The sequence below is a fragment of the Streptomyces sp. SID9727 genome, assembly GCF_010550605.1.
GTDB lineage: Bacteria > Actinomycetota > Actinomycetes > Streptomycetales > Streptomycetaceae > Streptomyces.
The window spans coordinates 1-7,731 of record NZ_JAAGNI010000231.1; the positions used below are offsets into that span (position 1 = coordinate 1).

Annotated in this window: 8 protein-coding genes and 1 tRNA gene; 7 read left to right on the plus strand and 2 right to left on the minus strand. The window is 70.5% G+C overall.

The features are described from left to right. Positions 1-53 precede the first annotated feature (53 nt). The 7 genes from ehuB to G3I41_RS14735 all read left to right on the plus strand — a co-directional run bounded on the left by ehuB (position 54) and on the right by G3I41_RS14735 (position 5,965). Positions 54-956, plus strand: a complete 903-nt coding sequence (gene ehuB, locus G3I41_RS14705) for an ectoine/hydroxyectoine ABC transporter substrate-binding protein EhuB (protein ID WP_164400654.1) — start codon at positions 54-56, stop codon at positions 954-956. Positions 957-975: 19 nt separating this feature from the next. Further along, positions 976-1,710, plus strand: a complete 735-nt coding sequence (gene ehuC / locus G3I41_RS14710; protein ID WP_164400655.1) for an ectoine/hydroxyectoine ABC transporter permease subunit EhuC — start codon at positions 976-978, stop codon at positions 1,708-1,710. Then, positions 1,707-2,351, plus strand: coding sequence for an ectoine/hydroxyectoine ABC transporter permease subunit EhuD (ehuD, locus tag G3I41_RS14715; protein WP_164400656.1), 645 nt, complete (start codon positions 1,707-1,709; stop codon positions 2,349-2,351). Before ehuC ends, ehuD begins: the two co-directional genes overlap by 4 nt. Continuing rightward, positions 2,341-3,192: an ectoine/hydroxyectoine ABC transporter ATP-binding protein EhuA gene (ehuA, locus tag G3I41_RS14720; protein ID WP_164400657.1), complete on the plus strand. Its 852-nt coding sequence runs from the start codon at positions 2,341-2,343 to the stop codon at positions 3,190-3,192. Before ehuD ends, ehuA begins: the two co-directional genes overlap by 11 nt. Positions 3,193-3,376: 184 nt before the next feature. After that, a complete protein-coding gene (locus G3I41_RS14725; RefSeq protein ID WP_164400658.1) occupies positions 3,377-4,135 on the plus strand; it encodes an IclR family transcriptional regulator C-terminal domain-containing protein in 759 nt (252 codons plus the stop codon). Positions 4,136-4,209: 74 nt separating this feature from the next. Beyond that, positions 4,210-4,283, plus strand: a tRNA-Lys gene (locus tag G3I41_RS14730). A 131-nt stretch (positions 4,284-4,414) separates the two neighbouring features. Next, the gene (locus tag G3I41_RS14735; protein ID WP_164400659.1) at positions 4,415-5,965 is read left to right on the plus strand and encodes an MFS transporter; all 1,551 of its coding nucleotides are present in this window, start codon (positions 4,415-4,417) and stop codon (positions 5,963-5,965) included. 129 nt (positions 5,966-6,094) lie between these two features. Here G3I41_RS14735 and G3I41_RS14740 read toward each other — a convergent pair whose 3' ends face one another. After that, positions 6,095-6,685 carry a lytic polysaccharide monooxygenase auxiliary activity family 9 protein gene (locus G3I41_RS14740; RefSeq protein ID WP_164400660.1) on the minus strand — a complete coding sequence of 197 codons (591 nt, stop codon included), beginning with the start codon at positions 6,683-6,685 and terminating at the stop codon, positions 6,095-6,097. Positions 6,686-6,848: 163 nt separating this feature from the next. Continuing rightward, a partial coding sequence (locus tag G3I41_RS14745) for an SPFH domain-containing protein (RefSeq protein ID WP_275408413.1) occupies positions 6,849-7,731 on the minus strand: 883 nt, incomplete at its 5' end.

Here is a 7,731-nt window from a genome sequence, read left to right on the forward strand (position 1 = left end):
CGGGCAGGCCCGAGCCTGTCCGGACCGTTCGACTGCTTCAGGAGATTGCGACCATGGCTGACTTCCCGAACCTGTCCCGCCGGGGATTCCTCAACCGATCGGCAGCGGTGGGCGGTCTGCTCGTCGTCCCCGGCCTCCTCGCCGCCTGCAGCAAGACCGGTGAGGGCTCCGCCGACGGTGAGGGCGCCCTGGAGAAGCTCCGCAAGCAGGGTTTCGTACGGGTCGCCTATGCCGACGAGGCGCCGTACGGCTACATGGAGGGAAAGGAACTCAAGGGCGAGGCGCCCACGTTGCACCGTGAGATCTTCAAGGCGCTCGGCGTCGACGAGCTGAAGCCCACCCTCTCCGAGTGGGACAGCCTCATCCCCGGCCTCCAGGCCGGCAAGTACGACGTGGTCAGCGCCGGCATGGCGATCACCCCGGAGCGGTGCGCCAACGCCCTGTTCTCGGACCCGGAGTTCATCTCGCCGACCGCGATGATGGTGAAGAAGGGCAACCCGAAGAAGGTCACCGACCTCGCCTCCGCGAAGGAGGCCGGGATCACCATCGGCGTGATGGCCGGCGCGGTGGAGGGCTCGTACGCCAAGGGCGCCGGCATCCCCGAGGGCAGGATCAAGACGCTCCAGAAGCCGCAGGACGGCGCGGACGCGGTCAAGGGCGGCCGGGTCGACGCGTTCCTGCTGACCGGGATCTCGCTGCGCTGGCTCGCCAAGACGAACGAGGGCACCGAGGTCACCGAGGCGTTCCTGCCCGAGCTGGAGGGCGAGAAGCAGTACAGCCCCGGCGGCGCGGTGTTCCGCAAGGGCAACGAGGAGCTGCGTGACGCGTTCAACCGCGAGCTGAAGAAGATCGTCGCCGACAAGTCCCGCTATGTGGAGCTGCTGCGCGACTACGGCTTCGGCGCGACCGAACTGCCGCCGGCCACCTTGAAGACGGCCGATCTCTGCAAGGGCTGACGGGGACGGAACCCACCGCATGAATGATTTCTTCTCGGCCTTCGCCGACGATCTGCCGCAGCTGCGGTCCGGCCTGTGGGTGACCCTGGAGGCCACGGTGTTCGGCGCCCTGGCGGCGCTGCTCCTGTCGTTCGTCCTGGGTCTGATGTCGCTCAGCCGGCTCATGCTGTCGCGCGGGGTCTCCCGCGTGGTGGTGGAGTTCTTCCGCGGCACCTCGCTGTACGTCCAGCTGTTCTGGCTGTACTACGCGATGCCGCAGCTGACCGGGTACGAACTGACGCCGGTCGTCTGCGGGGTGCTCGCGTTCGGCCTCAACTACGGGGCGTACGGCGCGGAAGTGGTGCGCGGCGCGGTCAACTCCGTACCGCGCGGGCAGTACGAGGCGGCGCTCGCGCTGAACATGTCGCCGCTGCACCGCATGCGCAAGGTGATCCTGCCGCAGGCGTGGGTGCAGATGATCCCGTCGTTCACCAACCTGCTGATCCAGCTGCTGAAGGCGACTCCGCTGCTGTGGCTGATCTCGGCGGCGGACCTGATGACCGCCATCGAGAAGCTGCGCACCCGTACCGGCGAGACACTCACCGCGTACGCGACGCTGCTGGTCTGCTACTTCGTCCTGGCCTACGCGCTGACCCTGCTCATGAACCTGCTGGAGCGGTCCGCCAAGCGGCGGCTCGGTCTCGCCGCGGGCGGCAGGAGCCTGCTGAAGAGCCGTAGCGCCGTGTCCGCCGCCCAGGCCGGAGGTGCCAGGTGAACCACGACTTCGACTGGGGTGCCGTCGGCGACGCGTTCCCCCTGCTGCTGGACGGGTTCTGGACGACCTTGCTGGCCACGGTGTTCGGCACCCTGGTCGCCGCGGTCCTCGGGCTGGCCATCGCGGTCGCCGGCCGCGCCCCGAGCCGGCTGGTGACCGTTCCGGTGAAGGCGGTGATGGAGTTCATCCGCTCCACCCCGCTCATCGTGCAACTCGTGGGCGCGGCGGCGCTGTTCACCTCCGTGGAGCCGCTCACCGTCGGCATCGTGGTGCTGGGGATCCACTACGCCACGTACACCTCCGAGGTGTACCGCGCCGGTATCGACGCCGTGCCGAAGGGCCAGTGGGAGGCGTGCCGGGCGCTGTCGATGACGCCCCGGCGGACCTGGCAGGCGGTGATCCTGCCGCAGGCCGTGCGCAACGTGGTGCCCGCGCTGGGCAACTACGCGATCTCGATGTTCAAGGAGACCCCCTTCCTCGCCGTGATCACCGTGCACGAGATGGTCTTCGAGGCACGCGACTACGGCACCACGCACTTCGTGTTCACCGAGGTGTTCACGCTCGCCGGCCTGATCTTCCTGGTCGCGAGCTACCCCACGTCACTCCTGATGAGGAAGCTGGAGAAGCGCCTTGGCCACTGAACCCCTCCCCCTGCAGAAGAACGCGGCCGCGGCCCCCGAGGACGTCGTGCCCGTCGCCGTGTCCAAGGACGAGGGGCACCCCCTCGTCCGCTTCGACAAGGTCGTCAAGCGCTACGGGGACCACACGGTCCTGGACGAGCTGGACTTCACCGTCGAGCGCGGCGAGCACGTCACCCTGATCGGGCCCAGCGGCTCGGGCAAGACGACGATCCTGCGGCTGCTGATGACGCTGGAGCGGGTCAGCGACGGCGTGATCTGGATCAACGGCGAGCCGCTGACGCACCTGCGGACGCCGGACGGCTCGCTGAAGGCGGCGTCCGAGAAGCACCTGCGCGCGGCCCGCCGGAAGATCGGCATGGTCTTCCAGCAGTTCAACCTCTTCCCCAACATGAGGGTGCTCCAGAACATCACCGAGGCGCCCGTCAACGTGCTCGGCATGGACCGGGACAAGGCGGAGGCCCGGGCCCGGGAGCTGCTGGACCTCGTCGGGCTCTCCGGCAAGGTCGACGCGCACCCCTCGCAGCTGTCCGGCGGGCAGCAGCAGCGGGTCGCGATCGCCCGTGCGCTGGCGATGGAGCCGGAGATCCTGCTCCTGGACGAGGTGACCTCCGCGCTCGACCCCGAGCTGGTGGCGGGCGTGCTGGAGCTGCTGACGGACATCGCCAGGAACACCGACATCACGATGGTCTGCGTGACCCACGAGATGAGCTTCGCCCGGGACGTCTCGGAGAAGGTGCTGATGTTCGACGCCGGACGGGTCGTGGAGGCCGGTCCGCCGGAGAAAATCTTCTCCGATCCCTCGCACGAACGCACGCGCGAATTCCTCAACGCAGTGCTGTGACCTCGGCATCCGTCGCCCGTGCATGACGGCGGCATATGCCACACGGGTGCGCCCCTGCTGACAGCCCCGGGGCGCACCCACGAGTCCGCCGCACACCGCCCTGAACAGGCCGTCGGCGGCTATCGTGGTGGCGAGGTCGACGGCCCACCAACCGGCCTCCGGTCCCGACTGGCAGGGGGAATCCGTGGTGCTGAAGCCCGAACCGACCGCGCCGTTCCACTCCGTGCAGTACGCACTCCGCGTGCTCGAAACGGTCTCCAAGCACGGCAGCGGGGTCACGGAGACCCAGCTCTCCCGGGAGACGGGGCTGCCCGCCGGCCACCTCACCTCCCTGCTGCTGACGCTGCGCCGCGAGGGCTACGTGGAGCAGGTCACCGACGGGGCGTACGTCATCGGCGCCTCGCTGCTGCTCCTCGGCTCGGGCGCCGCCCGCCGCCAGGCCCTGGAGTCCAGGCTCCAGCAGACCCTGGCCCAGCTCCGCGACTCGGTGGGCGCGGCGGTCTACATCAGCCGGTACATCGACGGCGAGATCCGCGTCACGCAGTACGCCGACAGCCCGCTCACCCCGGCGGTCAACGAGTGGGTGGACTTCAGGTCGGCGGCGCACGCCTCGGCGATCGGCAAGTGCCTGCTGACCCAGCTCGACCGGAACGGCCGGCGCGACCACATCGCCCGGCACAAGACGCCCCGGCTGACCTCGCGGACGATCACCAGCGAGAAGGTCCTCCTCTCCAAGCTGGACAGCCAGCCGGCCACGGTCCCGGTGCTCGACCTCCAGGAGTACGCGGTCGGCACGGTGTGCGCGGCGGTGCCGCTGACGGCCGGGTCGTCCGCGGGCTGCCTGGCGCTGTCGATGCCGGTGAAGGACGCGCACCGGCTGCGGGCGGCGGCGGAGACGCTGAACCGGCGCGCGGCCCCGATGCTGCTGTCGCTGGCCCTCTAGGAGCGGCCGTCGGGGCTGCGGGGCGGGCGGTCACCAGCACCCCTCCGGACCAGGTATTATTTTCACGTCAGCAGGCGCCGCTAGCTCAGTTGGTTAGAGCAGCTGACTCTTAATCAGCGGGTCCGGGGTTCGAGTCCCTGGCGGCGCACAGACAACGCACGAGGCGGTTTCCGTATCCACGGAGACCGCCTCGTGCGTTGTGTGCTGCCCGCGGTTATGTACGAGCGTTTTACACAGACGTACTAGACAGCTGTTTTACACAGCCGTATATTCCTTGGCATGACGAACCCCACGAGCACCACCGCCGCCTCCGGCGCACTCGCCGGACGTCGGGAGTGGACCGCCTTCCTGGTCCTGCTCCTCCCTCTCCTCCTCGTCTCGATGGACGTCTCCGTCCTCTTCTTCGCGATCCCGTCCATCGACCGGGACCTCGCCCCCAGCGCCACCCAGCAGCTGTGGATCTTCGACGTGTACGCCTTCGCCCTGGCCGGCCTCCTCATCACGATGGGCTCCCTGGGCGACCGCATCGGACGCCGGAAGCTGCTGATGATCGGGGCGCTCGCCTTCGGCGCCGCGTCGGTCTGCGCCGCCTACGCGAGCAGCCCGGAGATGCTGATCGCGGCCCGGGCGGTCCTCGGGATCGGCGGGGCGACGCTGATGCCCTCGACGATCGGGCTCGTGCGCAACATGTTCCGGAACGAGCAGCAGCGGGCGAAGGCGATCGGCATCTGGTCGGGCGCCATGGCCGGCGGGGTCGCGCTCGGCTCGGTGCTCAGCGGAGTGATGCTGGAGCACTTCTGGTGGGGCTCGGTCTTCCTGATCAACGTGCCCGCGATGGTGCTGCTGCTGGTGCTCGTGCCGCTGCTGGTCCCGGAGTTCAAGGACCCGGACCCGGGCCGCTTCGACTTCGTGAGCGTCCCGCTGTCCATGGGCACGGTCCTGCCGGTGGTCTACGGCATCAAGGAGAGCGCCGCCCACGGGTTCGACATCGCCTGGGGCGCGGTGATCGCCGCCGGGCTGGCCGTCGGCTGGGTCTTCGTCCACCGGCAGCGCACCCGCTCCGACGCGATGATCAGCCGGGAGCTGTTCCGGGGACGGGGCTTCGGCACCGGGATCGGGCTCAACGCGCTGGCCGCCTTCGCGATGATGGGCTCGGCCTTCTTCACCACCCAGTACCTTCAGTCGGTGCTCGGCATGAGCACGATGGAGGCCGCGCTGTGGAGCCTGGCCCCGTCCCTGGCGGTGGGTGCGGCGGCCCCCGCGGCGACCGCGCTCGCCCAGCGGGTCCAGCGGGCGTACGTGGTCTGCGGCGGGTTCACCGTCGGCGCGGCGGGCTTCGGCCTCTTCACGCTGGCCGGGACCGACTCGCTGGTCCTGCTGCTGATCGGCTCGGCCGTGATGAGCAGCGGCATCGTCGCGGTGATGGCGCTCGTCTCGGACATGGCGATGGCCGTCAGCCCGCCGGAGAAGGCCGGCTCGGCGGCCTCGCTCCTGGAGACCGGGCAGGAGTTCGGCGGGGCGCTCGGCATGGCCCTCCTGGGCGCCGTCGCCACCGCGGTCTACCGGGCGGACATGCCCGCCTCCGCCCCCGAGGCCGCCCGCAAGACCCTGCCGGGCGCGCTGTCCACCGGCGACCACTCGCTGATCGCGATCGGCCGGGACGCCTTCGTGCACAGCATGCGGTACGCCTCGGTGACCGGCTCCCTGATCCTGCTGGCCGGCGCGGTGCTCGCGGCGACCCTGCTGCGCCGGGCGACCCGGACGGCCCCGGCCGCCGAGGAGACCGCCGCCGAGACGCCGGCCGCGGCCCCGGCCCCGGCCCAGGTCTGACCGTGGCCCGGCCCGAACCGGCACAGCGAAACCCCGGGGTGTCCGTGGACTCCCCGGGGTTCGCCGTGCTGCCCGCCGGCAGCACGTCACTCACGCCGCACGGTCACCGGTGGGCGCCGGAACCGGACGTCAGAACTGGACGTCCGAGCACGCGTAGAACGCGTTGGCCGTGTCCGCGACGTTCCAGACGCTCAGGATGAGGTGCTTCCCCGACTTCTGGGTGGGGATGGTGCCCTGCTGGGTGAGGGTCGCCGGGGGCTGCTTGCCGCCGTACGGCACCGTCATGAAGGGCTGCGGCTCCAGGTCGGCCCGGGTGAGCGGCTTGGTGGGGTCCCAGCCGTCCTTGGTGATGTAGTACCGGAAGTCCGACGTGGCGTGGCGGGCGGTGAACTGCCAGCGGAAGCTGAAGCCCTGACCGGCCGTCACCTTGGTGGCGGGCCAGTTGCCGCCGCGCGGGTCGTCCAGCTGGGCGAACTCGCCGTGACCCCCGGAACAGATCTTTCCGTCCGCCGGACCGGCCGCCGGGAAGCCCTTCGGGCCCTCGACGCTCTGCGGCTCCCACTGGATGTTGCCGCAGCCGGTCACCGTGCCGTTGGCGCACAGCTTCTGACGGCTGATCGGGTTGTCCGTGTAGCCGTGGCTGCTGGCGCTGCTCGTCGCGAACATCGAGACGCCCGCAACCGCAAGACCGACCAGGGCCGCGCTTGCCTTCATACGCATGTGTTGTCGCTCCTCGGATCGTGGGGGGAGGGGATTCCATGAGCACTGCCGCGTACGCGCGTTCTGCGGTCTAGACCAAGGCTTAGATTATTGCCGCGCCTTGACCATGTCCAGACCAATGAGCGTGGGATTCCGGTTGCCCGGAACCTCCCCCCACGCCTCCTCAGGAGCCGTCGCCCCCGGTCCGCCCGGTGTAGAACGCCACCGTCAAGTCCTTGACCAGCGCCTTCCGTTCGTAGTCGTCCAGTTCCACGAGGCCCCGTTCCGTGAGCCGGCTGACGGTGTCGTCCACCGCGTCCACGACCGAGGTCAGCACGCTGTCCCGGTGCTGCGCGTCGATCGCCGCGATCCGGCGCCGCTGCATCGCCGCAGCCACCTCCGGCGCGTACTCGATCCCGGTCGGCTGGGCCGAGTACACCTCGACGCCGACCGGCTCGCAGTCCGCCTTCAGCATCCGGGTCAGCGCGTCGCCGACCGCCTCCGCGTCGCGCAGGGTGTGCGCGTCCTCGTGGAAGGCGTCGGCGGGCAGCTGGGACAGCACCCGGGCCATCGCGGCCTCCACCTGCTCGCGCAGGTACGCCTCGTGGTCCTCGATCCCCAGCGCCGCCCGCACGGTGTCCTTGACCCGCCACACCACCTGGACGACGACCCGCAGCGCCGTGCCGTTCGCGTCCACGGCGGGCAGCGGCTCGCTGCGCCAGTGCCGCAGGCGCACGTCGATCCGCCGGCGCAGCAGCAGCGGGCTGACCCACACCAGACCGGTGCGCCGCACGCTGCCCCGGTACTGCCCGAAGAGCGTGAGCACCCAGGCGTGCCCGACCCGCCCCCGGCCCAGGCCGCCGAGCGCGAAGAGCACGACGGCCGCGAAGAACACGAGCGCGGCCCAGGCGCCGGTGGGCAGCCCCTCGTACGGCCGTGGACCGAGCCCGACCCGGGCGAGCAGGGCCGCCGGGACCATGCCCGTCCACCACAGCACCGCACCGGCCGCCGCGGTCCCGCCGAAGCCGGTGAGCAGCGCGGCCCAGCCGGGCAGCGCGGGCCCGGGC